General features: G+C 63.8%; 23 protein-coding genes. 20 read left to right on the top strand and 3 right to left on the bottom strand.

The window, feature by feature from the left end; genetic code table 11:
• Positions 1–369 carry a DUF4342 domain-containing protein gene (locus R2834_04425; GenBank protein ID MEZ4699554.1) on the bottom strand — a complete coding sequence of 123 codons (369 nt, stop codon included), beginning with the start codon at positions 367–369 and terminating at the stop codon, positions 1–3.
• 747 nt (positions 370–1,116) lie between these two features.
• On the opposite strand from R2834_04425, the gene R2834_04420 reads away from it, so the two are divergent.
• On the top strand, positions 1,117–1,542 hold the full coding sequence (locus tag R2834_04420) for a hypothetical protein (GenBank protein MEZ4699553.1): 426 nt from the start codon (positions 1,117–1,119) through the stop codon (positions 1,540–1,542).
• A gap of 247 nt (positions 1,543–1,789) precedes the next feature.
• Here the strand turns inward: R2834_04420 and R2834_04415 are convergent, their stop codons facing one another.
• Complete coding sequence (locus R2834_04415) at positions 1,790–2,044, bottom strand: hypothetical protein (protein MEZ4699552.1); 255 nt, start codon at positions 2,042–2,044, stop codon at positions 1,790–1,792.
• A gap of 420 nt (positions 2,045–2,464) precedes the next feature.
• Here R2834_04415 and R2834_04410 point away from each other — a divergent pair, with 420 nt between their 5' ends.
• From R2834_04410 to wecB, 16 genes are all read left to right on the top strand, one after another.
• Positions 2,465–3,820, top strand: a complete 1,356-nt coding sequence (locus tag R2834_04410; protein ID MEZ4699551.1) for a type II secretion system F family protein — start codon at positions 2,465–2,467, stop codon at positions 3,818–3,820.
• Between the two features lie 63 nt (positions 3,821–3,883).
• The gene (locus R2834_04405) at positions 3,884–6,712 is read left to right on the top strand and encodes a GspE/PulE family protein (GenBank protein MEZ4699550.1); all 2,829 of its coding nucleotides are present in this window, start codon (positions 3,884–3,886) and stop codon (positions 6,710–6,712) included.
• Positions 6,713–6,793: 81 nt separating this feature from the next.
• Positions 6,794–7,336, top strand: coding sequence for a hypothetical protein (locus tag R2834_04400; GenBank protein MEZ4699549.1), 543 nt, complete (start codon positions 6,794–6,796; stop codon positions 7,334–7,336).
• A gap of 24 nt (positions 7,337–7,360) precedes the next feature.
• The gene (locus tag R2834_04395; GenBank protein ID MEZ4699548.1) at positions 7,361–7,969 is read left to right on the top strand and encodes a hypothetical protein; all 609 of its coding nucleotides are present in this window, start codon (positions 7,361–7,363) and stop codon (positions 7,967–7,969) included.
• Positions 7,970–8,444: 475 nt separating this feature from the next.
• A complete protein-coding gene (locus R2834_04390; GenBank protein ID MEZ4699547.1) occupies positions 8,445–9,752 on the top strand; it encodes a type IV pilus twitching motility protein PilT in 1,308 nt (435 codons plus the stop codon).
• Positions 9,753–9,796: 44 nt separating this feature from the next.
• Positions 9,797–11,530 carry a hypothetical protein gene (locus R2834_04385; protein ID MEZ4699546.1) on the top strand — a complete coding sequence of 578 codons (1,734 nt, stop codon included), beginning with the start codon at positions 9,797–9,799 and terminating at the stop codon, positions 11,528–11,530.
• 290 nt (positions 11,531–11,820) lie between these two features.
• The gene (locus R2834_04380) at positions 11,821–12,006 is read left to right on the top strand and encodes a hypothetical protein (protein MEZ4699545.1); all 186 of its coding nucleotides are present in this window, start codon (positions 11,821–11,823) and stop codon (positions 12,004–12,006) included.
• Between the two features lie 720 nt (positions 12,007–12,726).
• Positions 12,727–13,053, top strand: coding sequence for a hypothetical protein (locus tag R2834_04375; GenBank protein ID MEZ4699544.1), 327 nt, complete (start codon positions 12,727–12,729; stop codon positions 13,051–13,053).
• 210 nt (positions 13,054–13,263) lie between these two features.
• Positions 13,264–13,467, top strand: a complete 204-nt coding sequence (locus tag R2834_04370; protein ID MEZ4699543.1) for a hypothetical protein — start codon at positions 13,264–13,266, stop codon at positions 13,465–13,467.
• Positions 13,451–13,630 carry a hypothetical protein gene (locus R2834_04365; GenBank protein MEZ4699542.1) on the top strand — a complete coding sequence of 60 codons (180 nt, stop codon included), beginning with the start codon at positions 13,451–13,453 and terminating at the stop codon, positions 13,628–13,630. The genes R2834_04370 and R2834_04365 overlap by 17 nt, the downstream gene beginning before the upstream one ends.
• Before the next feature lie 49 nt (positions 13,631–13,679).
• Entirely contained in the window at positions 13,680–14,090 is a 411-nt protein-coding gene (locus R2834_04360) for a hypothetical protein (GenBank protein ID MEZ4699541.1), read from the top strand.
• 77 nt (positions 14,091–14,167) lie between these two features.
• Positions 14,168–14,974 carry a sugar phosphate isomerase/epimerase family protein gene (locus R2834_04355; protein MEZ4699540.1) on the top strand — a complete coding sequence of 269 codons (807 nt, stop codon included), beginning with the start codon at positions 14,168–14,170 and terminating at the stop codon, positions 14,972–14,974.
• Positions 14,975–14,977: 3 nt separating this feature from the next.
• Complete coding sequence (gene gatC, locus R2834_04350) at positions 14,978–15,265, top strand: Asp-tRNA(Asn)/Glu-tRNA(Gln) amidotransferase subunit GatC (protein MEZ4699539.1); 288 nt, start codon at positions 14,978–14,980, stop codon at positions 15,263–15,265.
• Between the two features lie 42 nt (positions 15,266–15,307).
• On the top strand, positions 15,308–17,821 hold the full coding sequence (locus R2834_04345; GenBank protein MEZ4699538.1) for a YfhO family protein: 2,514 nt from the start codon (positions 15,308–15,310) through the stop codon (positions 17,819–17,821).
• A gap of 5 nt (positions 17,822–17,826) precedes the next feature.
• The gene (locus R2834_04340) at positions 17,827–19,122 is read left to right on the top strand and encodes a glycosyltransferase family 4 protein (GenBank protein ID MEZ4699537.1); all 1,296 of its coding nucleotides are present in this window, start codon (positions 17,827–17,829) and stop codon (positions 19,120–19,122) included.
• Positions 19,123–19,142: 20 nt separating this feature from the next.
• Positions 19,143–20,228 carry a UDP-N-acetylglucosamine 2-epimerase (non-hydrolyzing) gene (wecB, locus tag R2834_04335; GenBank protein MEZ4699536.1) on the top strand — a complete coding sequence of 362 codons (1,086 nt, stop codon included), beginning with the start codon at positions 19,143–19,145 and terminating at the stop codon, positions 20,226–20,228.
• Here wecB and R2834_04330 read toward each other — a convergent pair whose 3' ends face one another.
• Positions 20,229–21,809 (bottom strand): c-type cytochrome domain-containing protein, encoded by a 1,581-nt coding sequence (locus R2834_04330; protein ID MEZ4699535.1) that lies wholly within the window; start codon positions 21,807–21,809, stop codon positions 20,229–20,231.
• 179 nt (positions 21,810–21,988) lie between these two features.
• On the opposite strand from R2834_04330, the gene R2834_04325 reads away from it, so the two are divergent.
• The 3 genes from R2834_04325 to R2834_04315 are packed head-to-tail and all read left to right on the top strand — an operon-like array spanning position 21,989 to position 25,890.
• On the top strand, positions 21,989–23,071 hold the full coding sequence (locus R2834_04325) for a glycosyltransferase family 4 protein (GenBank protein ID MEZ4699534.1): 1,083 nt from the start codon (positions 21,989–21,991) through the stop codon (positions 23,069–23,071).
• On the top strand, positions 23,068–24,369 hold the full coding sequence (locus tag R2834_04320) for a polysaccharide pyruvyl transferase family protein (protein MEZ4699533.1): 1,302 nt from the start codon (positions 23,068–23,070) through the stop codon (positions 24,367–24,369). The genes R2834_04325 and R2834_04320 overlap by 4 nt, the downstream gene beginning before the upstream one ends.
• Positions 24,370–24,387: 18 nt before the next feature.
• Complete coding sequence (locus R2834_04315; protein MEZ4699532.1) at positions 24,388–25,890, top strand: polysaccharide biosynthesis C-terminal domain-containing protein; 1,503 nt, start codon at positions 24,388–24,390, stop codon at positions 25,888–25,890.
• Positions 25,891–25,946: the final 56 nt, after the last annotated feature.

Raw genomic sequence — 25,946 nt, 5'->3', positions numbered from 1 at the left:
TCAGTCGACATCTCCTTCCTCTTCCGGATCGGTGGATGCCGGCTCCTCACGCTCTATGATCACCTGCACTTCGGCCACGAGGGCCGCCAGTGCGCCCAGCGCCGTGAGCGGCGCCGAAATCAGGAGTGCGGCGGCGGCCCCGCCGACGCCCACGGCGAGGGGGAATTCAACCAGCGTACGCCCGTCTTTTTTGACGATAATGCGCCGGGCGTTTCCTTCCTCGATGATCTCCGAGACCTTTTCCTTGAGCTGACTGGTCTTCAGTTTCAGCTCCTGGATGGTGATTTTGGACGCGTTCGTCGATTCCTTCATAACGTGTAGCCCGGTAAGGCGGATGCGTGTGGGGGCGTTGGTGTCCGCGATTGGCATGATATTCAATGTGAACGAGTTGATACGTGCGGGAGGAATCCATGTTGCACTCCGGTGCGCGCCGGACTCCCGCTGCACGTACCTCCATATAGGCGTTCTTTGACCGAAATGGCGCATCCGTCAGGATGCAGGGCAATCCGAACCTTCGCGGTTCGGCACAGGTCCTTTCTCAGGGTGCTTTTCGCAAGCGTCCAACCGCGTTACGACTCAGCCCTTGCCGGCCTGTCAAGCGGTGCCGGGAGCAGGGCGGACGATTACAGGTAATGGAAAAATGAACCATGTTCCGCCTCGTTCCCGCGACGATTCCGGTGGGTGCCTGCCTGTTTTATCGGGGCCGATCGTAGGAATTCCTTCCTGTTCTTTTCATACAACTAAAGAACGATCGGCCTTTATTTTAAATAGGCATCCACTTACTATTACCCGCTTGGCGGAGCTGTACTGAAATGAGACACATAGAATCCGTAACGGATTCAACGTGCGATTTCAGTTCGGCTCGTACGATCGGTGCTTTGAGAACGACGCAGGCAGGTCGACGGATGCAAGTCCGGAAAGCCGGCCGGGGTCTTTTCGCGGCGCCTGTGCATTTACTTTAGTTTTTTCCGAGCCGGTCGATAGATCACATTGCGGCAAGCGCTCTGAAACAAGTTGATGCCCACCTGTAGCCAGACCTCACCGGGAACTGGCTGTGCCATCAGGTGAATACAAACAACACGTTAACCAAACCAAACAACACGGAGAGAATCTGCTATGGGTCAGCAACAACTCCTGCTTCTCGTTCTGGGTATCGTCATCGTCGGCCTCGCCGTCGTGGTCGGTATTCAGGCCTTCAGTGAAAACAAGAAAAAAGCGAACGCCGATGCGCTCGTGAACGACGGCATCCGCATCGCTTCCGACGCGCAGGCCTGGAAACTCAAACCGCAGGCCTTCGGCGGCGGCGCCGGCGGCACCAACTGGTCGGATGCCAATGGAGCCGCGCTGACGCTGGCACAGCTTGGCTACACCGTCAACAGCGGCATTTACTCGAACCTGAATGGTACGTTTACGCTCGATGCCAGTGGCGCCACGCTTGAAATCGAAGGCAACAGCCTGGCGGTGTCGAGTGGCGGCGGTGATCTGACAATTCACCGTGCTGGTGTTGTGGAGCACGATCCGAAGACATTACGACGTTTGTGAATGGTACGGGCTTGTCCTTAATTCGAGTCTGTGAAACGTGCCTTTCCTCGAGTGAACCGTAATTCACGCCTGGAAAGGCACGTTTTTCTCTACCTCGTTCGTTCGCTTGCTGCACATCTCTTGCCTTCCCCAGGGAGGAATTCGCAGTTCCAGTTTTTTAGATACGACTCATCGGCCGTCTGGCGCACCCCTCGCCGCGTTCGATCGCAGTGTGATACGTTCGTAGATCATGGGTCAGCAGCAGTTATTACTCCTCGTCATGAGCATCGTCATCGTCGGAATCGCGGTAGTTGCCGGATTCCAGATGGCCGAGACGAGCCTCAAACAGCATGACGCCGATGTGCTGGTGGGGCGGTGCATCTCCATCGCGCAGGATGCCATCTATTGGAAAGCTAAAAACGATCCGTACGCAGGTCTCCGGTGGTGCATCGTTTACTGCTCTTGCCACTGCCGGCATGCAGCAGCTTTTTGTTGGCGAAATGACGGAGACAGGTACATTCAAGATTGATACATCGCTCTTCACTCACGACACAATTTGTGCTGGTTGCAGTGAGCAATCGATATCCGGAAGTTGGTGTACGTGTACCGTGACAATTAACGAGATTACCAAACCGAGATCGATTATTCAGGAGGTATCCATTGCCGTGATGCGCTACGGGCTGATAGTGTTGGCTAGCAGGGGGACCCGATTTCCCCGGGCGTCTTTGCACATTTTACGACGCGGCAGGGGAGTCTCTTCGCCGCGTTTTGCTATATTGGCTCCTCCGATCCGGTTTTTTGACCGCCGGCGCGGGGCAGAACCTGGTCAGAGGTTGGCGTTTTTTTTGCTGCGACGGCGCATGAGCTAACGGAGGCGCTTGTGCCCGGCGCGAATCCCCCGATATCTCACTTGCATGCTTTAACCCAGAACGAGTAGAAGTCGATGCCAGTCCAGGAGTACAAGTTTAGCGGCATTGGCGCCACGGGACAACCGGTGCAGGGCACGGTGTTCGCGCCGACGAAGCGGGCAGCTGAAAAGAAGGTCTCCTCGCTTTCGAAGAAACATCAGTTCCGGCTGCAGGGGCTGCAGCGCCGGCAGGCGTTCCTGTACAAGGTGCGGCACCCGAGCGGGGAAGTGGCGTCGGGCGAGCAGAAAGCCTTTTCGTCGGACGAGATCGTCAAGGCGCTCTCGAAGATGGGGCTCGAGGTCATCCGCGTCGAGAAGAAGCTGTTCGACGTGCAGCGGAAGCCGCCCCGCCAGGACATCATCATGTTCGTCCGGCTCTCGGCGAACCTGCTGCGCGAGCACCTGCCGTTCGACGAAATCCTCAACCTGCTCGTGGGCGACGTGTCCTCGAAGGGGCTCAAGCAGGTGATTCGCGATCTCAATACCGATCTCAAAGGCGGCATGGAAGCCCAGCAGGCGTTCATGAAGCACCAGCACATGCTCGGGAAGTTTACCTCGTACATGCTGGGCATCGCGTCGCGAAGCGGTAACATGGCCGAGATCTACGACTCCACGGCCCGCTTCCTCGAGCGGCAGGACGAGTTCAAGAAAAACGTGCGCAGCGCCATGGTGACGCCGGCGATCACCGTGCTCGTCCTCATTGCCGTGTTTATCTGGTACGTGTGGTACATTTTCCCCGCGACGGCCGGCCTGTTCTCGCAATACAACATCACGCTGCCGCCGATGACGGCGGCGACACTCGCGTTTGCCGACTGGTTCGACGCGAACTATGTCTGGGTCTTTGCGCTCACCTTTTTGACGATCGGCGGCTTCGTGTTTTTCGCGAATACAAAAAAGGGCCGCTTTTTGCTGCACCAGTACATGATTAAAATTCCGGTGATCGGTCCGCTGCTTCACAAGCTGAACATCGAGATCTTTTGCCGGACCTTCGCGATTCTGTATTCTGGCAGCGGTGAAAATATCAGCGTGATCAAGGTCGCGGCCGAATCCTGCGGGAACGCTTATCTGGAGCATCGTATAAAAACCATCACGGTGCCCATGATGGTGGCGCAGGGCGCGGAACTGGTCAAGGCCATGGAGGCCAGCGGGGTCTTTACCCAGATGGCGATCGCCCGCTTCCGCAGCGGCTCGGAAACCGGCAACGTCCGGAAGAGCGCGCAGCAGATGGCGGACTACTACGAGAAAGAGACGACCCTGAAGCTCAAAGGCGCTGTCGAGACGATCCAGACGGCTGTTGCGATTCTGATCACGATCGCAATATGTTTCCTGACCGTCATCTCCTCGGAGATCGCGCTCATCCAGCCGTCTTCCCAGGATATCATGAAGCGCTGAAACGGTTATCGGGATTTCGAGTACACGAGATGAGATCTCGCCATTAACAGCGGTTGTTCGAGCATGTTGTTTAAGCGAAAAGGCGCAAAAGACGAAGTGAAGCCTCGCGGCGCGAGCGCTTCGCCGGCGTCCGGCAACGGGGCGGGGGCGGAAACCCCGAATCCGCCCGTGAGCCGGCACGAACCGGGCAGTACGGCCGCCCGGCGCGATGTTGCGTCGCTTTTCAGCAACACGACGCCCATCCCCGGCGCCGGTGACGGCCTGTCTCGAAATAAAACGGCTCGCCGCAGTCGCGATGGTCAGATCGACTGGGATGCCGCCGCGCGCGACGAAATTGCCTCCCTGCTCGGCGACGAACCGGGCGGTGTCGAGGAAACGGACAAAAAAAGCGACTTACTTCGCATCAAACAGGCCCTTGCCGAGCGCAAGGCCCGGGAAGCCAGCGCCCCGCCGGCGCCGGCAGCCGATGCGGACATGCGGCCCCGTACGTCGGAGCGGCTTCGCCCCATGCGGCGTAAACCCGCCGATCCGGATGCGAACGCGGGCGAGAAGGACAAGCGCCTGAACTGGCTCGTCGATTTTATCGCGGATGATGAGGACGACAAGCCGTCCGAAACGCCGCCGCCGGCCAAGCCGGCCGACGAAAAGCCCAGATGGCGCTCCGTCGACCCCTTTGCCGACACCCCGGCGGACGCCCAGCGGCCGCCGCTCGTCAGCCCGAACGCCGGCTTCGCGCCCGAGGACCTGGAACTGGTGCTCGGCGATGGCGACGTGCCGGGCTCCGCGATGCCGTTCGATCCGACCGCGATCGTCGGCGACGGCTTCAACGACGATGCGGATCCCTTCGGCGGCCCGAAACAGCGGCCGCCGGCTGCCTGGTCGGACATGCCGGTTCCGGATGCGCCCGTCGAGCCGCCCACACCGGTCGTTCCTCCGGCTCCGCCGGCGCCCGCGAGCCGGCCGGCTCCGGAACCGCCTCGGGCCAAGACGCCTGCGCCGCCACCTCCGCCGCCGGCACGGCCGGCCGAGCGCGCGTCGGCTCCGCAGGCCACGAATACGCCGCAGGTGCCGGATCGCCGCGGACCGCTCGATCTCGAAGCCATCCGCACCAAGGACCGTGTGGTCGCCAGCCTGCTCGGAAAGCAGCTCGTGACGATGAGCCAGGTGCTCGAAGCGCAGAAACGCAAGGAACGCGAAGGCAGCAAGGAAACCCTCTGGCGTATCCTCGCCGAGATCGGCGACGTCGATACGGAAGCGATCTTCGCCGAAGCCGCCCGCATTTACGCCTTCCCTTCGGCCGACATCGAAGGCAAGCTCGATCCCAAATTCGCCCGCTCGGTCATGGAGACGCTCTCGGAGGAAAACCGGGATCGGCTCCTGAACCTGCGCCTGGTGCCGTTCGAGTGTGAAACGGAGCACGCCTCCGGCGCCGTGAAGCTCGTGTTCATCACGCACGACCCGATGCGTACGGAAGTGCGTCAGGTGATGAAGGAGTTGAAGCTGGATCGCTTCGACCTCTACTATGCGCCGCAGTCGGCCGTGGAGAATCTCATCGCCGAAGCCTTCCCGCGCCGCAACGTGTTCCTCGAACGCGTGCGCGACGAGGAGATGGCGTTCGACCTCGGCATGACGTACGAGGAAGGCACCGAACTGATCGATGAGGACGCGCTCGAAGCGGAGATCAGCCGCTCGTCGCTCATCAACCTGTTCGAGGCGACGCTCGTCGAGGCCGTCCGGCAGGGCGCATCCGACATCCATATTTATCCGAATGCCAGCAAACGCGTCGAAATCCATTTCCGTATCGACGGCCGGTTGAGTCTCTGGCACACGGAGAACAAGGTGCACCCGGAGGCGCTCCTCGCGGTCATCAAGGACAACGCGATGAACGTCGACCGCTTCGAGCGGGACGCGGCGCAGGACGGCTACATCCAGCGCTGGATCGACGACGTGCTGATCCGTTTCCGCGTCTCGGTGCTCCCGATCGCGAACGCCCGGCAGGAGCTGCGTTCCGAAAGTATCGTAATTCGTGTGCTCGACGACCGAAAGGTCATTCGGGATCTGCGCAAGCTGGGTCTGCTCGACAACGCCATGCAGCGGTTCGAACAGGCCATCAGCCAGCCGCACGGCATGGTGATCCTCACGGGTCCGACCGGTTCCGGTAAGAGTACGTCGCTCGTGGCGGCGCTCCACCATGTCATCACGGGTGAAGTGAACGTGCTCACCGTGGAAGATCCCGTCGAATACATCATTCCCGGCGTCCGTCAGATCAAGCTCAATCACAAGCTCGAACTCGAGGACGCGCTGCGCGCCATCCTGCGTCACGACCCCGACATCGTGATGGTGGGTGAGATGCGCGACCGGAAAACGGCGGAACTGGCCATCAAGCTGGCCAACACGGGTCACCTCACGTTCTCGACGCTGCACACCAACGACGCGCCGAGCGCGGTGAGCCGTCTGTACAAGATGGGCATCGAGCCCTTCCTGATCGCCTACGCGATCAACCTGGTGGTCGCCCAGCGCCTCATCCGCATGCTGTGCCCGGTTTGCAAGACCGTGGACTCGGATCCGGATCCGGTGATGCTCGACAAGCTGGGTTTCACCGAGGAAGAGATCAACAGCCTGACGTTCTATCTCCCTGGAAACGACAGCCATTGCTCGAATTGCAAGGGCGTCGGGTACAAGGGCCGGCGCGCCATCAGCGAAGCGCTCTTCTTCTCGCGCGCCATCCGCCATCTGATCGTCGAATCGGACACCGCGATCGACGAAGGCGCGGTCAAGGATCTGGCCGTGAAAGAAGGCATGCTTACGCTGCGCGACTCCGCGCGTGAGATCGTGAAAATGGGACAGACCTCTGTCCGTGAGATGATCCGGGTCGTGACGACCGATGGGTGACACGACCCAGTTCGACTAACATCGGGGATCTTGGCGCCAGTAAACCCCCGGCTGCGCTCAGGATATCATTTGTAGTATATCATGACGCAGACGCTTCTGGCTTTTCTGGCGATGATGATCGTCACGTTGTTGTCTATCAACCAGCAGCAACGCATCCTCCGCACCTACGAGGCCATGCTCGACGACGAGATGGAGGTGATGGCCTCGGGCATCGCGTTGCAGGCGATGGAGGTCATCGAAGGCAAGGCCTTCGACAGCGCGACCCTGGGCGGAGCGTCCGTCAGCAATCCGTCGGCGCTGACCGCGCTTCCTTTCGCCACCGGCAACGGGTGCAGCCTGCGCGGCCTGAATACCCTCTGCGACGACGTGGACGATTTCCACGAGATGACGCCCGATACCCTGAGTTTCACGATGCGCGATGGGGCGACCTATGCCTTTGAAGTGACCGCGACCGTCCAGTACGTGACCGTTACGGGCTCCAGCGTCACCGTTTCCGCCGGCCCCACCTACGAAAAACAGATCACCGTCAGCCTGCAGGATGTGCCGGCGACGCCCGGTGGTCGCCGTCTCCTCATCAATCCGGTTCGGCTGTCGCGCCTCAAGGCGTGCGATACCTGTAGCTGAGTATTTCCGGTATTCTGGAGGGTTATGTTTTTTATCTACGACAACCTGGCGGCCACGATGGTCGCCCTGGCCGTGCTCCTGGTCCTCGTGTCGATGCAACAGCGCATGCGCGACGTATCGATCGAACAGGTCGGCGTCTACGCTGCGAAAAAGCAGTCGCTCGAGTTCGGCCTGTGGATGCGCGACGACATCGCGAACATCGGCAACGGCGTGGGGTCGGGCGTCCCTCCGGTGACCGGGTACGTGCCGCACGCCACGCTGCCGGGCATGACGTCCTCGTTTTCGTTTCTGGCGATCCCGCCGGACGATAGCACGGGGACGGTCGCGACGATCTCCTACCAGCTGACGCCCGTGTACGAATCCGACGGCGTGACCCCCCGCACGATCGGCGTCGACAGCCTCACCGTGCCGCTGTTCGAAGTGCAGCGCTTCGTAGACGGGGTCCTCGATGGGAAAAGCGCCCCGTACGTGACCTATTTCAACATCGATCTGCTCGACGTAAACGGCGTTTCCGTAGCCGGCGCCCCGCAGCTCACCGAACAGATCCGCATGTCATTCTCCATGGGGGTGCCGCTGACGCAGCGCAGCTACGTCCGCGAGACACACTGGGGCGCTACAATTCTCGTTAATTAACGCAGCGCTAATTCGCTGTGACGACTAACCGTCGGATGAACGGTTTCCCACGCGTACCGCCGGCCCACACCGCCGCCTCGCTCTCGCGGCGGTCCCAACCCGGACGGCCGCCGCAGAACCCGCCGCGTCGCCTACGGACGCCAAGGCGGGCACGATCCATGCAGGGAAACTTAGTTTGGTAAATCGAATTAGCTAGACGAGAAATGCTTCCCGGGACGCGGAAAGGACTTCCGCCTGCCCAGCTATCGCGCCCTGTAGTACCGCCTGTTATCCAGAATCGGGTGGCCCGAGTCGAGAAAGCATCACCTGAAAGGACGCTGTCGCTTGCGTGCCTTGCGCCAAAGTGTACAGGTTTTGTAGGTAGAAACGCAGTACTTTTCCAGGTATTCGTGCCGTAGCGGCGCGAAAGCACCCCGTTTCACCTCAAGGACGCTTTTTCAGCCAACACCGTTTCTACCACATCCGAGAGATTGCCGTGAGTACAAACATCAGCGACATCAAATGGGATCGTGGCCCCCGAAAGGAAGGGGCGATGAAAGAGCGGGTGAAAGTGCCTCTCGCACCTCAGCCGCCGAAGGTTTGCCAGATCATTATCGACTCCGTCCCGAAATCGGTCAGCGGAGTCGACCGCGTGCGGTTCCTGAGCGAGCATGTCACCGCGCTGCTCGACAAGGACCGCGCGATCCTGCGCCAGCATGTGGAGCATTACATCAAACACATGCTCAAGATCGGCGCGAGCGACATCGACACCGGGGGGCCGGCGTGCAACGGCTACGTATGGTATCGCGTGGACGGCAACAAGACGCCCCACAAAGAGATGGGGCGCTGCAGCGAGGACCTCTCCGACATCCTCTTCCTGAACCTCCTCTCGGAATCCCAGATGGAACACCTGTTCCGGGAATCCGCGATCGACTTTTCGTACCAGCTGTACCTCGAAGGCAAGAAGGATCGGCGCTTCCGCGTCACCATCTATTTCGACTACGGGCACCTGGCGCTCAACGTGCGCGCCATCGAGGATAAGCTGCGTTCGCTTAGCTCGCTCAAATTCCATCCGATAATTGAAAATGGCCTGATGTTCCGGCACGTCCGGGACGGGCTCACGCTGGTGACCGGGGTAACCGGTTCCGGTAAGAGTACGACGCTCGACGCCATCGTCGATGCGAACAATACGGACGTCCAGGCGCACATCGTGATCATCGGTAACCCGATCGAATACATGCACGACTCCAAGAACTGCATTGTTCGACATCGCGAAGTGGGGCGGGACGTCTCGACGTTCAAGGATGGCGTCGTGCAGGCGTTGCGTCAGGACCCTGACATGATCATCATCGGGGAAATGCGCGACCCGTCGACGATTTCGGCGGCGCTCGAAGTGACCGACTCGGGCCACAAGGTATTTTCGACGCTGCACACCAGTTCCGCGGTTGAAAGCATCGATCGTATTATCGCAGAGTATCCGACCGACGAGCAGGACCGCGTCCGTAACCGTCTGGCCGACGTGCTCCGCTGCATCATATCCCAGAAGCTGTGTCCCAAGGTGGGCGGTGGCCGAATCATGGCGAAGGAAGTCCTCTGGATGACGCCCTCGACCCGCGCCGCCATCAAGAACAACAACTCGGGAGAAATTTACCAGATGATGTGGGAAGGCGGCGCGCAGGGTCAGATTACGATGGAGCAGGACCTGTATCGGTTGATGCAGCAACGCTTTATCACACCTGAAACGGCGATGCACTACGCAAACAACAAACGCCGGTTCAAGCAATTGTTATCTGGCGGCGGCTGATCGCCGGTCGTGCCCGCCCGATGTCATGAACCATACCATGTGTCATGCAAAAGAGTAAGTCCTCAGAACTCATTCTGGGAGTGATGGTGACCAGCAAGACGCTCCATGCGGTTCTCATCGAGAACGGCAATGGGAACGCGCGCGTGCTGCGTCGCTTCACCCGTCAGCGCGTATCGCGGGCGGCCCAGTCGGGTTTGATGACAAGCGTCCCCGAATTGCAGGAGTCGTCGACCACCGGCGATTTCACCATCCAGTTCGGCGACAACGATGCCGCGAGCAACCTTTTCCTCAGCTCCGAATTTGGCGGATCGGCGCCGGCGGTGGATACCGGCGGTGAGGATATAGGCGGGTTTTCGTCGACCTTCGTGCTCGAACTGGGGGACATCCTGGCTGAATGCCGGGATGCCGGTTACGAGGATCCCGAGGTGGCCTTTTGCGCGGATTCGTCGGATGTGACGCATGTCGAGCTGCGCACGGTCAAGGAAGGCAAGGCCGCCGCGGCGGCCGAGGAAGGCGACAAAAAAGCCGGCGGGCGCAAAATCGACCGCAACCTGCTTCTGAAGATGCTCGGTGAGCAGTACCAGGGCGGATTCGACAGCAATCGGGTCGGTTTCATGGCGATGACCTCGCTGGACCCGAAGGAGCAGCGCTTTCTCTCCATCTTCCCGAAGCAGCGCGACAGCGTCATCGCGACGCTGCTGGCGATGCGCGAGCAGCAGAACGTGCGCGTGCCGACCGTCCGCATCATGGATGCGGAGGTGCCGCTGTACGTGGGGCTGGCACGCGCCACGCTGCGGCGGGCGCTGCGGCGCGGCAACGAGACGCAGGCGCCGGCGGTGCCGCCGGATCGGCATTCGCTGATCGTGCGCGCCGGCACCGAGGACACGCTCGTGCTCTTCATGCGCGGCGAGGAGCTGTTCCACTATGAAAGCCTGCGTTCGCTCACGGCCTACGAATCCCCGGAAACGATTTGCAGCCGCGTGCTGCTCCAGCAGGACGAACATGGCATCAGCGATGTCCAGCACGTCTTCCTGCTGAGCGAGGAGCGCGAGGAAGAGCTGGTCGAAAGCTTCGAAATGTTCTTCCCGGACGCGCAGGTGGACTCGCTCCGTCTCGTGGTGTCCGAGCTGGGCGACATCGGGCTGGACGAAGCCAATACGAGCCCAATCATCGGCGCCGTCGGCGCGGCCCTGCGGCTGACCGACGATGCCCGCTACGAGGGCGTGTTCGACGACATCAACCTGATGCCGCGCCGGCTCATCAAGCGCCGGTTCCGCATCCCGATCACCTGGCACGTGCCGGTGATGGGTCTGCTGGTCGGGTTGACCGTGCTGTTTTTCTTCTACCGCTACATGGCGATCGAAGACAACATCACCTCGACCCGCGAACTGTTGCTCTCGTATCCGGCCGACATCATGGAAGCCGACCCCCGGCAGCTGCAGGCGCGGATCGACAGCTTCGATGCCGTCACGGCCAGCTACCTGAATGCCCTGAACGTGCTGGACGGGTTGCTGCACGGCAGCGACCAGTGGAGCCGGACGCTGGAAAAGATCTCCCGCGAGACGTCCGAAGTCGGGAGCATCTGGATCGACAGCTGGCGTCCGAACGGGCAGATGCTGGAAATCAGCGGCAACGCGACGTCGCGCGACCGGATCGTGCAGCTGGCGCAACGCATCGACGGCAACATCGAGGCGCAGGTCTTCTCCGAGATTAAGAGGCGCCCGTGTTCACCTTCCGCATGCGCGTGCCGATCGTCATCGAACTGCCGGAAGCCATGAAATATCTGCGCGAGCAAATCGGCCATCTCGAAGAAGACCGACCGCCCAGTGGGCGCGTCGTTTCTCCACGTCCATCGTTCACCGATCGTTGTGACCATGTCGAAAGTCGATTTATATTATCCTCGTCATGGCGGCCATCTGGCTGATCGTTATCGGTTTTGGTGTGTCGTCATGCGCGCGAAAAAGGCGAGGGCTGGATCAGATCATGCGCGCTGAAAAAGGTGGCCGGCTGAAGAAGGCCGAAGCAGACAGCTGTTCCTCACCGAGACCCGGTCTCGCGAGTCCGCGCGATGCGACGCGGCGGTGGTTCGCGCGCTAAGATCATCCCGGAGGAACTCAAGAGCCCGGACGTGATCGGCTATCTGAACGGCCTCACGACCGCCGGCTTCAAGAACTTCGACGTGACGGCGACCGGCACGAAGAAGGATCGATATCAGCTACCACGCAGCCACGGTGGACGGGCGCGGGTATTTTAGCAGCCTCTACAAGGATCTGGAGCATCGAGAACAACCGCAACTTTTATCGAATTGAGAATCTCAGCCTCGATCACATCGATCTGGTGACGGAGAACAAGGAGAAGGGCGCAACCAGGTGATGGTCTCCTTCCGGATGTCGTTGAGCTTGCTATTTCTCCGGCACGGAAGGGTGGGCGCCCCGGAAAAGATCTTTTTGCCGACGTACTCCTGGGGGCAGTCGCTGCCCGTGGGCTGGTCGGGGCAGCTTCCTCCGGTTCCGAAGATGTTTTGCCGGATGAATCGCCGGCGGTCAGCCCGTTTTATCCAGGTATTCTGGATCAAATTCCGCCGAATACCGACGGCTACCTGGAAATCGAAGATCCTGGTACGCAGTTGGTTTCTGTTGGGGTGGAAAGGCCGTGTTCGGGTGGATGCGTGGATATCGTCAACTCGGTGTCGGCGACCCGCTGCCTCGGCGTCCGCCGATATCCGATCCCGTGGAAGGGCGCGTATCGGCCCGCTTGAACAAGATTGAATCATTGATAATATCGATCTGACCTCGATACGCGTAGGGTTACCGGCAGGCGATCGGAGGAACACTCGCACCGACCGGTAATCGGTAAGGTTTTTGATAGGGTCCGCAAGCATCTAATTATTTGTCCGGGGATAACGCTTCTTACGGCGGTAGGTAGCTGCCTCCCGCACGGCAAAGCATCTCAGGCACCGGCATCTCCCTGACGTGTGATATTGGAAACCGATGATTGGATTTACCCCAACTGCGGCCCGCACTCGGCCGAACTGTTAGCTCTTCTTTCTTTTCTGGGGATGACGGCCGTTACCCTGGCGCGGTACGGATCGCCCACCGCGGCAGATCCGTACCTACGTTCCTCCCGATCAACTCGTGTCGTTCCTTCCCGTCGACGCCGTTCGGCGATCAGTTCCTGGGTTATCAATCCGGTGTTCGACCGGGTGACCGAAACAGGTGATCGACCCGGAAGGCGCTCGACCGTCGGCGTCACGATCACCAGCCTGCAGTTTTTCGACGCTGGAGTTTGTGCTCTGAACTGAAGGGCTGACGTATCGCGAGACCGATCTTGCATCATCCGAGCGGCCCAGGCGACGCCGCTCGTCATGAATGCCGACCAGGCCGCCGGCCGGCCGGTCGATCCGGCGGTGACGCAGGTCGTTCCGGCGACCGCCGGCACGCGTGAGGTGGTCAACGCCGTGTGATGAGCGCCAGCCTCACGAGTCGCTCGAACTCGGTATCGACTGGAGCGTGTGGTTCGGTCCGCAGGCTGGCGCGGCGGTGGTGGCGGCGGCGCCGGCGGCGGATTCCTTGGCGGGGGCACGGGCAATACGAACAACGGCAGGACATCCCGCGTTTTCATCAATACCGAGAACGTCTTCAGCAGCGTCGACAACTACATCATCGGGCCGGACCGGATCCAGTTTCTCGCTCACCCAGTTGATCCGCGCGTTTGAACAGGAAGGCCTCGGCGAGACGATCAGCCCGACCGTGACGGTCCAGAGCGGCCAGAAGGGCAATATCCAGATAGGTAGCGACGTGCCCGTGCAGCAGCGCGACTTCGCCAGCAACACGATCACGCAGTTCTTCTCGACGGGTATCATCATCGACGTGACTTGACGGCAGTCGGAGACCGTAAACGTCGCTCGGCACCGAGTGGTCGAGTTCCATTCACCCTCGTCGCCGTCGAAAACTCGAACAGCTCGCCGCCGTCGGAAGCCGGCATCGTGATCGCGAAACCGCGCCGACACTGCAGGTGCTGCTGCTCGATGGCGAGCAGACGGTCATCGGCGGGCTCTATACGACGCAGAAAACGATCACCCGCCGCGGCGTTCCGATCCTGAAGGATCTCCCACTGCGGTTCTTCGGGCTGCGTTATTTGTTCGGGTACAGCCAGTTCGACAGTGCATACGAACTCCTGATCATCATCCAGGCCCGCCTGCTCGACCAGCCGAACGTCCGCACCCAGCGTCCGTTCCCGGATCAGTTGCTCGAACGCCGCCGCCGTCAGCTGGAAGAGGATGTTCGCCGGCTCGACGCCTCGAAGGCGCGCAAAGTGACCTATCCGGATAACAACTAGGAACGTTCGGAACGTTTGGTCTTATCACGGGCAGCACGCAGCAGCGTGCTGCCCTTTTTTTGTCCCCGCCCGTTTCCATGATCCCCACCTGGCTCACCGATAGCGTTACGTGCGACCTGGATCGCGCCCTGCACTATACGATGCTGTGGGGGCTGGAGGCCGTCGAGTTGCGCGCCGTAGGCAAACATTGCGAGCGCGTGCCGTTTGTCAACGAGGCGCGGCTCCGCCGCCGGCTCGATGAAAACGAACTGCCGGTGGCCGCCATCGATCCGGGCCTCTTTCTGGGGCCGGCGGAGGATCGGGCGGGATGGATGAACGAGATCGCCTCGCTGGACGACACGCTGGCCTTTTGCACCCGCATCGGCTGCACGCGCCTGATCGTGTCGTCGTTTGCTTCGTCGCCGGAGCACGCCGCCACGGCGGCCGAGGCGCTTCGCCGCGCGGCCGACCGGTCCGCGCGCGCCGGCGTCGACCTGATCGTGTTTCACGAGGCCGACACCTGCGCGCCCGATGCCCAGGCGCTGGCGGAGCTGCTGGATCGGGTCGATCATCCGGCCGTACGGGCCGGGTGGGATCCCGCGTCGGCCGTGATGCAGGGAGACGATCCGGCGGACGGCCTGCCTCGGCTGGCGAACCGGCTGGGTTTTGTCCGCTGCGCCGACGCCCTGCCGGCGAAACAGTCCTGGCGGCCGGCCTCGTTCGGGGAGGGCGCGGTGGACTGGGGCGCCCGGCTTCGGGAGTTGCGCGACATCGGATACGCCGGGCCGCTCAGCCTGTGCGTCCAGGTCGAGCCCAAGCCGAAAGAAGGCCTTCGCGCCGCCACGCGCCTCCATGAACTGATCCGGCAAAGCGCCGCACGACCTTCCGACCACCTGGCAACCTGAACGATGGCAATCACCCGCGAAGACGTACGATACATGGCGGCGCTGGCCCGGCTGCGCTTCACCCCCGAGGAAGAGGCGCGCATGGTCGAGGACCTGGAGGCGGTTCTCGGTTACATGGCGAAGCTGAACGAGCTGGACACCGATGGGGTGCCCCCGATGTCGCATGTGATCGACCTGTACAATGTGGAGCGGGAGGATGCCGCGCAGCAGCGGATCAGCCATGCGGAGGCGCTCAAGAATGCACCTGATGCGGACGGCACGTATTTTCGAGTCCCGAAAGTCATCGAATGAGCCGTCCCACCGCCTCGCCGGCGGCTCTCCATCCCTGAATACATGGCATCCCACAAGAAGAAAAAATCGACCGCCGGCGCGGCGTCGAAATCCAGCCCGGTGACGCCGGCGGCAGGAAGTCTGGCCGGACCCTTCCAGCGCCCGCTCTACCAGCACGCGATGGCGATAGGGCTCCTCGTCGCGCTCTCCTTTACGTTTTTCGGCGCGATCCATTTCTCGGGCAAGTCGCTGATCGCCTACGATACGGTCAGCTGGCGCGCCATGGCGCAGTCGATGATTTCGTACGAGGAGGCGACGGGCGACGAGGCGCTGTGGGCCACGAACGCGTTCGCCGGCATGCCGGGCTATTTGATATCGACCCCCGAAGGCGCCCCGCAGGTGGACGACATCCCGCGGCTCCTGCGCGGGGTGATCTGGCCCTCGTCGCATCTCATCGTCATGCTCGTCGGCGCCTATCTCCTCGCGTTTTTTCTAACGGGCAGCGTCTGGAGTTCGGTATTCGGCGCCGTCGCCTACGGTCTGACGACCTACATGCCCGTCATTCTCGCCGCCGGTCATAACTCCAAGTTTATCGCCCTGGCCTTCGCGCCCTGGCTGGTGCTAGCCTTTGCCTACGCCTTGAAGCGCCCCGGCCTGCTGGGCGGGCTGCTGTTCGCGATAGCGCTCGCGGTCAACCTCCGCGCCGGGCACGTCCAGATCACCTATTACGCGGTCTGGGTGATCGGCATCTGGTGGGTGGTGGAAGGGGTGAGCGCCCTGCGATCGGCCGATCGGGCCGGCTTTCTCAAATCGACGGGTTGGCTCGCGCTTGGCGGCGTGCTCGGTATCCTCATGGTCGCGCATCCCTACCTCGCGATCTCGGAATACAAGAACTACACGATCCGGGGCGCGGAAGTCGGCGGCGAGCCGGGCACGATGGACTGGACGTACGCGATGGGGTGGAGCCAGGGTGTCGGCGAGCTGCTGACGCTGCTCGTGGCGCACGCCTTTGGCGGCTCCGCGGCGTACTGGGGCCCGAAGGGTTCGACGGGCGGTCCGCATTACGTGGGCGGCCTCGTGATCGCCCTCGCGATCCTCGCGATCTGGCGCTACCGCGACCGCAAGGTGCTCGCGCTCGGCATCGCCGCGCTGGTGATGACGCTGTTTTCGCTGGGCGAACACTTTTCGCTGCTCAACCGGTTGATGTTCGATCATTTCCCGATGTTCGATGCGTTCCGGGTGCCGGAGACCTGGCTGAGCATCGTGGCGCTGGTGCTGGCGGCGCTCGCCGCGATCGGACTGCACGGGGTGATGACGGAGGAAACCGACGCGACGCCGATCTGGAAGACGCCGGCGTTTATCGTGTTCGGATCGGTCATCCTGTTCCTCGTCGTCCTGCTCGGCGGGAAGGCGTCGCTTTTTTCGTTCGAGCGGCCGGGCGAATACGAGATGGCCGTGCAGCAGATCGCCTCGGGCAACAACGTGTCGCCGTCGGACCCCCGCGTCGTTCAGGCGGCGCGCCAGTATCTGACGAATGCCAGTCAGGAGCGGCGCGACATGTTCGGCGAAGACGCCGTGCGGTCGCTGATCTTCCTGGTGCTGGGGATGGGCGCCATCGTGCTGGTTCGCCGCGGGACGATTCCCGCCGGCGTCGGGGCATTCCTCTTTGCCGCGCTCGTCGTGGTCGATCTCTGGGGGGTGGACCGGCGTTATCTCAACAGCGAGATCCTGGTCGATGCCGCTTCGTCGCAGGATCAGATCCAGACCTACGATTTTGACCGGTACCTCATCGACCAGGTCGCGCAGGCCGGCGGGCCGGGGCACTTCCGCGTGCTCTCGCTAGAAGGCCGGCACCCGTCCGTCACGGCCCGTCCCTCGTTCCATTACGAGTCGCTCGGCGGCTACCACGGCGCGAAGCTCCGGCTGTATCAGGATTATCTCGAACACCTCCTGTTCGATCCGTCGACGGGCATCCCGAACCCGAACGCGCTCGACCTGCTGGGTGTGAAGTACGTGGTCGCCGGCAGCCCGGTGCCGGGTCTTCAGCCCGTATACACGGGCGATCAGACCGGCTATCGGGTGTTCGAGAAGGTGGATGTCGAGCCGCGCGCGCATTTCGTCGGCGAGGTGGAGGTGATGCAGGATTACCAGCAGATCTGGGATCGGCTGCGGAGCGCGTCGTTCGATGTGGGAAAGACGGCCATCGTGGAGACGCCGCTGGATCTCGCGCCGGCACCGATTGACTCGAACGCCGTGGCGCGTGTCGACCTCGAGGTATTTTCGCCCCGGGAGATCCGGTGGTCGGTCGAGACGGACGCCCCGCGTTTGCTCGTCGTCAGCGAGGTCTATTACCCGGCCGGATGGACGGCCACGATCGACGGGGTCGAGGCGCCCATCGAGAAGGTGGATTATCTCATCCGGGGCGTCGTCGTGCCGGCGGGGGCGCATACCGTCGAGATGCGCTTCGATCCCTCCAGCGTGCGGCTGGGGTACACGCTGTCGCTCATCGCGACGCTGCTGACCTATGGCGGCGTGCTGGCGCTGCTCGGGCTGGGGTACGTACGGACCAGGCGTTGATGCGCGTGCGGAGCGTCCTTTACATCGCCTATTATTTCCCCCCTTCCGGCGGGTCGGGGGTGCAGCGGACGCTCAAATTCGTCAAGTATCTCCCGGCAAGCGGCTGGTCGCCGCGGGTGCTCACCGTCGCTCCGGAGTCCGCCGCCTATCCGGATCTGGACCCCGCGATGGCCGGCGAGGTGCCGGCCAGCATCGACGTGATCCGTACCGGGGCGTGGGATCCGTATTCCTGGTACGGGGCGTTGAGCGGCAAGTCGAAATCGGATGCCGTGACGGTGGGCTTCCTGTCCGACAAGCCGCCCGGCAGGGTGGAGCGGCTCGCCCGCTGGGTGCGCGCCAACCTGTTCATCCCCGACGCCCGGGTGGGGTGGGTGCCCTACGCCACGCGCGCCGGCGCCGCCGCGATCGCGGCGCACCGCCCGGATGTGCTGCTGACGACGGGCCCGCCGCACTCGACGCACCTCATCGGCCGCGCGCTGCATCGGCGTTTCGGCATCCCGTGGGTGGCCGACTTCCGCGACCCGTGGACCGACATCGACTACCTCGACGCGCTGCCGATGTCGGCCTGGGCGAGCCGGCGCAACCGCGCGCTCGAACAATCGGTGCTGGACGAGGCGCAGTGCGTCGTCACGGTGAGCCCCGCCGTCCAGCGCGCCTTCGCGGCGCGGACGGCGACGCCGTGCGTCAACATCTACAACGGCTACGACGAGGCCGACTTCGATCAGGAGCCGTTTCCCGACACCGGTCGGTTCGTCATCACGCATGTCGGCAACATGAACGCCGACCGCAACCCGCATGCGTTGTGGCGGGCGCTCGCGGCGCTGCAGAATCCTGACGTGGAAGTCCGGCTCGTCGGCAACGTGGACGCGCGCGTCCGGGAGGAGGTGAGCCGGCTTGGCTTGGATGGGCAGGTCGTTTATCTGCCCTACATGCCGCATCGCGAGGCCGTCCGGCACGTGGTGTCGTCGCAGGTCCTGCTGCTGGCCGTAAACCGCGTGCGCGCCGCCAACGACATCATTCCGGGCAAGGTGTTTGAGTATCTGGCGTCGCAGCGTCCGGTGCTGGTGCTGGGGCCGCCGGACGGCGAGACGGCGCAAATCGTCCTGGACGCCGGCGCCGGCGCGGCGTGCGACTACGAGGACGTCGCCGGCGTGACGACTAGTCTACAGCGCTGGGTCGCTGCCTGGCGAGACGGGACGCCGGCGCGCGGCGCCACGGCGGAGGCGGCGGCGCGTTACAGCCGGCGCGCCCAGGCCGGCGAGCTGGCCGACCTGCTGACCCGCCTTTCCATGCCCCGCTAACGACTGTAACCCCATCCTCCATGCCACATCGTCGACTGGTGACCGTAGTCGGGGCGCGCCCGCAGTTCGTGAAGGCGGCGATGGTCAGTCGCGCCCTTGCGCGGGCCGGCATCGCCGAGCGCGTCATCCATTCCGGGCAGCACTACGACGCCGCCATGAGCCAGGTGTTTTTCGAGGAGCTGGACGTGCCGCGGCCCGACTACGACCTCGGGGTCGGGTCCGGATCGCATGCGGCGCAGACGGGGCGCATCATGGAGCGGCTCGAAGAGGTGCTGCGCTCGTTCCGGGGCCCGCTTGCCATCCAGGTGTACGGCGATACGAATACCACGCTGGCCGGCGCGATCGTCGCCGCGAAACTCGGGCACCCGATCGTCCATGTCGAAGCCGGCTTGCGGTCGTTCAACCGCGCCATGCCCGAGGAGATCAACCGCATCGTGACGGATCGGCTTTCCACGCTGCTGTGTTGCCCCACCGAAAATGCCGTGCGGCATCTGGCCAGCGAGGGCATGGTGGAGGGGGTGCACCTCACCGGGGATGTGATGTACGACGCGACCCGGCATTTTGCGGCCCGGGCGGACGAGCGCGTGGACCTGGAGCGCCTCATCCCGTTTGCGCCGGGCGAGTATGTCGTGGCGACCGTGCACCGGGCGGAGAATACGGACGACGCGCCCACGCTGAAACGGATCTTTGCCGGCCTCGGGCGGCTCGGGGTGCCGGTCGTGATGCCGCTGCATCCGCGGACGCGGGCCCGCCTGGGCGATTTTGTGCCCCCGGAGACCGTCCTGATGATCGATCCGCTCGGCTATCTGGCCATGCTCAAGCTGCTCTCGCACGCGCAGGCCGTGTTTACCGACTCTGGCGGCCTCCAGAAGGAAGCCTTCTGGCTGCAAGTCCCGTGCGTGACGCTGCGGCGCGAGACCGAATGGACGGAGACCCTCGCCGGCGGATGGAATCAGCTCGTCGGGTCCGATCCGGCCGCCATCCGGGAGGCCTACCAGGGGATCACCGACGCCGGCAAGGCCCCGCGTCACGCTTTCTTCGCGGGGCCGACCGAATCGGCATCCAACGCCGTGGCCCGCCATATCGGCGACCTGCTGCGGGGATGATCAGTCGGTGGACGTCGGCGGCGGGGTCTCGGCCTCGGGCGTCGACAGCTCCCAGCCCATGTTGATGTCGATCCCGGGCAGCGCCGCGCGTAGCCGGTCCGCGCCTTCGGCGGTGACCCCGGATTGCCAGAGGTAGAGCGCCTTGAGGTTTTTGAGCGGTTCGAGGTGGGTCAGGCCGGCGTCCGTCACCCCCGTGCCGTAGAGGTTCAGGTAGCTCAGGTACTGGAGCCCGGACAGGTGCGCGAGGCCGGCGTCGGTGACGGCCGTCTTTTCCAGATGGAGCCGCGACAGGTTGACGAAGGATTCGACGGTGGCGAGGCCGGCGTCCGTCACCTTCGTGTTGCCGAGGTTCAGCCACGCGATCTGTTCGGCGATGGGGCGCAGCAGGTCCATCTGCTCGTCGCCGAACGCGTCGCGGACGTTGATGGCCTGGATCTGCAGGAGGTTGGTTTCGACGGATAGCGGCATCGCCAGGACGCCGAGTTCGGCCAGCTTCGCGAGGGCGTCGGCATCGGCCGGCGGGACCTGGATCGCGAGCGATTCATCCTTCTTCTCGGTGAGGCGGTCGAGGATGGTCTGGATCTTCGCCGGCACCTCGACCTGCGCGACCTTGTGGTCGAACGAAGCGCCGCTGTCGATCCACCACCCGATGAGGTCGATCTGGTCGTCGGTGAGGGGCCGCCGCCCGCTGGGGGGCATGTGGTCGTCGTGGTTTTCGTCGAGCGTGATGCGCCGGAACAGCTCGCTGCCGGCGGCGTCGCCGGCGGCGAGGATGGCGCCGTTCTCACCCCCCTTCATGATGTTTTCCGGCGTCTCGAGGAGCAGTTCGCCCTTGATCTTTCGGGGATTGTGGCAGCTCACGCACCGGGCATCGAGGATGGGGTGGATGATGTCCGGATAAACCGCGGCCTCTTCCAGGTTTTCGATCACGATCTCCGCCTCGGCCTGGTCGCGGGGCGGGATGCCGGCGATGGACCGGAAGGGCTCCGGCATGTAGCTGGTGAGGTAGCCTTCGCCGTGCGTGAGTGTGCCGCCGAAATGGCTCGCCGCGGTCAGAAGGAGGACGGCGGCGAAGAGCGAGGCGCCGTAGACCGTGCGGGAGCGCGGCGCCGGCGTGGGCGCGAGCGTCTTCCGCTTGAAGATATAGGCGACGACGGCCAGCGCGGCCACCCCGATGCCGAGCCATTTGTGCCACCAGATGTCGTCCCCGCCGTAGTCGCCGCTCGCCGCGAGCAGCAGGCCCGCGCACACGGCGCCGACGGCGCTCAGGGCACCCAGGAATAGCGTGAACGACACGGCCGGCTTCAGTTCGGCGAAGCGCTTGCCGCGGGAGAGGTACTCCATCAGAAACGCGAGCAGGAGCAGGCCGATGGGGAGGTGGACGACGAGCGGGTGAAACCGGCCGAAGAAAACGATCCAGTCGGACGGGTTGTCCGGGTCGATGTCGAGCAGGCGCGACACCAGCGGGGTGGGCGATTCGGGGCCGGCGTCGGCTTCCTGAACGAGCCCGGCCGGCGACGCCGCAGGCGACGGGCTGAGGGCGGATGTTGCGAGCGCAATCAGTACCAGTACGACCAGCATGGCTGTCCGACCAGCGCCGGCAAGGAGTCGCGTCTCACGCATAGGGGTGTGCATATTCAGGATCCGAGTGGGTTTAGACGCTCAATAATAAAAAAAAACATAGAAACGACTAGCCCCGCTGATACAAATCCCCTCAACGGGCGTATTCTATGCCCCAATGAAGGCGGCAACCCGGTTCGATGAGGACATATCGCGTTCTATTTGTTTATCTGAGCCCGACTTCGTTCGTGCGCGACGATCTGGAGATGCTGGGCCGGCGCGTCGATCTCGTCCCTTTTCATTTCGATGTGGAGCGCGCCCGTACGTGGCGGGGGTTTCGGAGGTTGTGGCGCGAGCAGCGTCAGTGGCTCGCGCGCGAGATGCCGGGCGCCGACCTCGTTTTCGGCTGGTTCGCCGACTATCACATGGCGAACCCCGTCCTGGCAGGGCTCCGGCACGCCGTCCCCGTCGCCGTGTCGCTCGGCGGCTACGATGCGATCCATCTGCCCGAACTGGGCTACGGCGTCTATCAGAGCCTGTGGCGGGCCCCGCTGGCCCGGTACGTGCTGCGGAACGCCTCGATGCTGCTGCCCGTGGCGGAGGCGCTCATCTGTTCCGAAAACCGGTTCAGCGCCTACCCTGAAACGCGGAGTTTCGGCGTCTGCGCCCAAGCGCCGGACGTGCGAACGCCGCACCGGTTCATGCCCACCGGCTACGTGCCCGAGCGGTGGCCCATCGGCCCGAGCCGGCGTACGCCCTCCGTGACGACGGTGGGCCTCATCGACAGCGAGCAGACGCTGCGGCGAAAGGGCATCGATCTGGTCGTGGATGCGGCGCGCGCCATGCCCGACATCCCGTTCCGGGTGATCGGGGCCTCCGACGCGATGCAGGCGTTCATCCGCGATGGGCTTCGGGCGCCGGCCAACGTGACGGTCGAGGGCCAGATCCCCCGCGAAGCCCTGGTCCACATCTATCAGCAAACGGCCGTCTACCTCCAGCTTTCCCGCGCCGAAGGCATGCCCAACGTCCTGTGCGAGGCCATGCTCTGCGGCTGCATCCCCGTCGCGAGCCGCGTGTTCGGGAATCCCGCGGCCGTCGGGCCGGCCGGCTTCCTCGTCGATGCGCCCGATGCCGGCGCCGTGGCAGGGGCAATACGGAGCGCGCTGGCGGCCGACGACGGGATGCGCGCCGCGGCGCGCCGGCAGATCGAACAGCACTTCCAGCGCAGCCACCGGGAGGCTCGGATGATGGCGGCTTTTGAGGAATTGATCGAAGGGGCATGAAGATCCTGGTCACCAATACCGTCCTGCTGAACGGCGGCGACGCGGCGATCCTGATCGCCATCGTCCGTCAGTTGCGAACCGCCTTCGGCGCGGATGCGCACATCGAAATTTGCGAGGCCAGGCCGGACGCCGCGGCGGCGCTCTATCCGGAATTTATCGTGCGCGAGGCGCTCGTCAACGCCTTCCTGATGCCGGCGCGAGACGGATGGTTGCGCCGCATCTGGGGCGTCATCCGGTTCGCGATGTGGCATCTGGCCCGGCCCCGGGCCTACGCGGCGGCGCGGCTTCACGCCGGCGGCCGGCCGCGCCTGGCGCGGCTGCTCCTGACCCGTCGGCAGCGGGCCGCGTTCGAGGCCTATGCCGGCGCCGACCTCATCGTCAGCACCGGTGGCACGTACCTGGTGGAGCACTACAGCCTCGCCCCGCGCCTCTTCGAGTTCACGATCGCACGCCTGCTGCGCAAGCCCCTCGTGTTCTACACCCAGTCGCTCGGGCCATTCAACCGGCCGGCGCACCGGAAGAAGCTCCGCGCCGTGTTCGACGACGCGCAGCTGGTGCTGCTCCGGGACGAGCAGTCGCTCGGGTATCTCCGCGACATCGGCGTCGCGAACGACCGGGTTCACGTGATGCCGGATGTCGTCTTTGCGCTCCGGGATCCGGATCGCCGGCCGGTGCGGTCGGACGAGGGCCGGCCGCGCGTGGCGGTGTCGGTGCGGTCGTGGCAGCATTTCCGGAACCAGTCGCCGGAGGACGGCATGCGCGGCTACTTGCAGGCCGTCGCGGCTGGGGTCGAGCATCTGGTGACGCGCTACGATGCGGAGGTCGTTTTTTTGTCGACCTGCCAGGGCGTGCCGGCCTACCGGATCGACGATTCCGGGGTCGGACGGCAGGTGGTGGACCTGCTGCCCGCGTCCGTGCGCCCGCGCGTCCGCGTCGACGCCGACTTTCACCGTCCGGAGGCGTTGCTGGAGGCGCTCGCCGGCTTCGATCTCGTCATCGCGACGCGGATGCACATGGCGATCCTGTCGATGCTGGCCGGGACGCCGGTGGCGCCGATCGTCTACGAGTTCAAGACGCGGGAGCTGATGGAGCTGGTGGATTATGCGGCCTGGGCCGGCACGGCTACGACGATGGACATCGACACCCTGCGCGGCGAGGAACTGACGAAGACCATCGACACGCTGCTTGCCCGCCTGCCCGAGGCGCGCCGGATCCTGAGTGATCGGGTCGAGGGGATCCACCGGCATACCGAGCGGGCGGTCGATCTGCTGCGCGCCCTGCCCATCGCAACGGAATGACCCGCCGAGGAACGTACGATGGCTGAGCGACCCCTGCTGCGCATCATCAAACAAAGCGGTCTGTACGCGATCGGCAACGTGGCTGTCAAGCTCAGCGGGTTGCTGCTGGCGCCGTTTTATCTCGATTCGCGCTACCTGTCGCTCTCCGACTACGGCTACCTGGCGCTGCTCATGGCGACGTCCCAGATCGGCATCTTCGTCGTCGGGCTCGGTATCGGCACGGGGCTGCTCAAGTTCATGGCGGATCGGGAGATGGCCGGCGTGCGGGACCGGCTGCCCTTTACGGCGCTCGTCACCACGATCGGCGTGAGCGTGCTCGCCTGGTTCGCCTTTCAGGCGGGGGCCACCGGACTGTCGCGGCTGATCCTCGGCAGCCCGGACCGCAGCCTTATCCTGATGGCGCTGGGCACCTACGTCGTGTTCAAGACGGTCGGCGCCGTTCCGATGATGCTGCTGCGCATCCAGGAGCGCGCCGGCCTCTTCGCCCTCGCGATGGCGCTGGAGATGGGCTTGCTGCTCGGCGGCGTCTATTATTTCCTGGTGGTGCGGCAGGAGGGGCTCTATGGCGTCATGGAGGCCTACATGTGGTCGGCCGGCGCCAGCACGGCCGTGCTGCTCGTCGGGAGCCTGCAGCGCATCCGGTGGCGTTTCGATGGGTCGCTGCTCAAGCCGCTCATCCGGTACGGCTCGCCGCTCGTGATGGTGAGTCTGGCCAGCCTGGTGCTCAACGCCGGCGACCGCTACCTGCTCAACGGCCTCACCGATGCCGAAACGGTGGGGATGTACGACTGGGCGGCCCGCATCAGCGGGGTGCTGAATCTGCTCGTCGTGCAGAGCTTCCAGCTCGCGTTCACCGTCATCGGGTTAAAAACGCTGGGGGATGGGGACCACGGGCTGCATCGCCGCACCTTCCGGCATTACACGGTCTGGGCCGGCTGGGCGGTTCTGGCCCTCTCGCTGCTCGCGTACGACGGGACGCTCGTGCTGACGCGGATCGGGGCGGATCCGCATTATCTCGACGCATCCGGACTCGTGCTGCCCCTCGCGTTCGGTTTCTTCGTGTATGGCAACTATGTCATCATCACCAATGTCCTCTACGCGGCCTGGAAGACGCCGGTGATCGGTGTGCTGGTCGTGGGGGCGGCGCTGCTCAACATCGTGCTCAATCTGCTCCTCATCCCGGTGGCCGGCTCGATGGGGGCCGCTGTGGCGACGGTGTGCTCGTATGCGGCCCTCGCCGGCGGCGCGTATCGCCGCGCCGAGCGGGAGATGCGCATGGGATATCCGTGGCGCACGTTCGGGCTCACGGTGGGGCTGATCCTGGCGCTGTATGCGGCCGGCGCGCTGACGGCCGACTGGTCGACGGGGATGCGTCTCACCGCGCGGATCGGGCTCATCCTGTCGTACCTTCCCCTGGGCGCCTGGCTCGGGCTGTACTCGCGCGAGGAGCTGCGCGCCGGCTGGGAGGCCCTCCGCGCCCGCCGCAGCGGACGGCCCGCCGCCGGCTCGGAAGGAACGTAGCGCGCTACCGCGCATTTCTACCGTTCATCGGGCGCATGCCGGCGCACCGCTGCCTC

It is taken from the genome of Rhodothermales bacterium (assembly GCA_041391505.1).
Classification (GTDB): Bacteria; Bacteroidota; Rhodothermia; order Rhodothermales; family JAHQVL01; genus JAWKNW01.
This window is presented reverse-complemented; position numbering and strand designations above follow the sequence as displayed.